Source organism: Paraburkholderia sp. EG304, assembly GCF_046543485.1.
In the GTDB taxonomy this organism is placed as follows: domain Bacteria; phylum Pseudomonadota; class Gammaproteobacteria; order Burkholderiales; family Burkholderiaceae; genus Paraburkholderia; species Paraburkholderia youngii.
In genome coordinates, this window is sequence record NZ_JBKGUA010000207.1 from 1 (window position 1) to 1496 (window position 1496).

1 protein-coding gene and 1 pseudogene are annotated in these 1496 nt (G+C 58.8%); both read right to left on the minus strand.

From position 1 onward, the window contains the following. Positions 1–311 (minus strand): annotated as a pseudogene (locus ACLFKU_RS43370) (integrase); the annotation flags it as partial. Further along, complete coding sequence (locus ACLFKU_RS43375) at positions 308–1438, minus strand: site-specific integrase (RefSeq protein ID WP_410853344.1); 1131 nt, start codon at positions 1436–1438, stop codon at positions 308–310. The pseudogene ACLFKU_RS43370 and the gene ACLFKU_RS43375, both read right to left, overlap by 4 nt. Positions 1439–1496 lie beyond the last annotated feature (58 nt).

Sequence of the window (1496 nt, forward strand, 5' to 3'; positions counted from 1 at the left end):
ACCGGTGCGAGCGCATGCTCGGGCACATACCCGGATGGATCCTCTCGACGTCGATACAGGCAAAGCTGCCGTACTACGCCGAATTCCAGCCCCACCGTGACCGGCTTACGGCCGGTTATGCGCGACAGCCATCGTCTGATAGCCTCATCGAGAGCGATCTCGGATTGCCAACCCCATTGTTCAGCGACGAATCGGATGAAACCGTTGAGCACGAACTCCCCGCGCAGATATTGCACACCCATCGCACGGCGAAATCGTAGAAACATCTCAACGTCGCGCGCCAAACAGGCCGCTGTCACGAATGTTCTCATGATGGGACCGGAAGAGAGATGTCGCGCAGGGTCTCCGTTGCGATACGTACATACGCCGAGATGGAGCCTGGGTCGCGATGACCGAGAATCTCAGAAATAACTCGTGGATCTGCTCCAAGGTCGATCTGGCGAGCAGCATGGGAATGTCTCAGCACATGACTGCCGAGGTACGGCGCCGTCAGTCCGGCTACAGCTGCATGTTTGGATATGACATGCCATACAGCTGAAGATGCCGTAAGTGGTGCGAATGGCAGCCTCAACTGGACGAACAGATATCGGGTCGTGGTATGTGGAGGCCTTCCGCCACGAAGATAGCGGACCAGCGCCTTCGCCACGACCGGCAATAGTGGCAGAGTAAAGAGCGCGCCGGTCTTGGGACGCAGAACCTGCAACGTCGAGGCGGCCCAATTGATATCGTCCAGCCGTAACCGGATCAGTTCGCCAGCGCCGAATCCATAGGTTGCCATCATCAGTAGCATGGCGTAGTCGCGCAGGCCGCACGGATTTGATTGGTCCACTGCTGCCAGTAACCGCTGAACGTGCTCCCATGCCAGAGCTCGGCGTGGCCGCTCGTATCTTGGTTGGACTGGAGCGATTACCGAGTCAGCGACGTTGCGAGAGCTGCGTCCTGTAGCAAACAGGAAACGCGAGAAGGAGCGGATGCTGCAGGCAATATCGGCCGTAGTGGCCCGCGCGTAGCGACGGCTGCAGTCGACGAGAAAGGCGTCGACATCAGTCAGCTTCATCGAACGCCAGGTTCGCTGATGAACACGCAGATGCCGTAGAAAGTAACCGATGTGGGCCAACTTCTTGTGTACGGTTGCCGCCGGGCTACCGCGATGTGTCACCAGGTATTCCTCATATGAGCGCAGCAACGCCGTTGAGGGCGGAGCGGTAACCGGCGCGTGCTGCCAACACGGAGGATCCCGTCCCAGCACGTAATAGACCCGATTGAGAGCGTACAGAGCCGTCCGCGCGTTTGCAGCTGTCTCCGGCCTGATGCCGTGCCTTCGGACGTACCACGTAGAAAATCGACAGGCACCATCGCGAGTTAGTTGAGCGCGTTCGTCAAGCCCGCACTGCTCACAGTAGTCCCTGAAATACCGTATCCATCTGAGGTACAGCATGGCACTGCCGTCTCCTACAGAACGGTCGTCGTGCCACACGCGAACGATCTCGGACGTC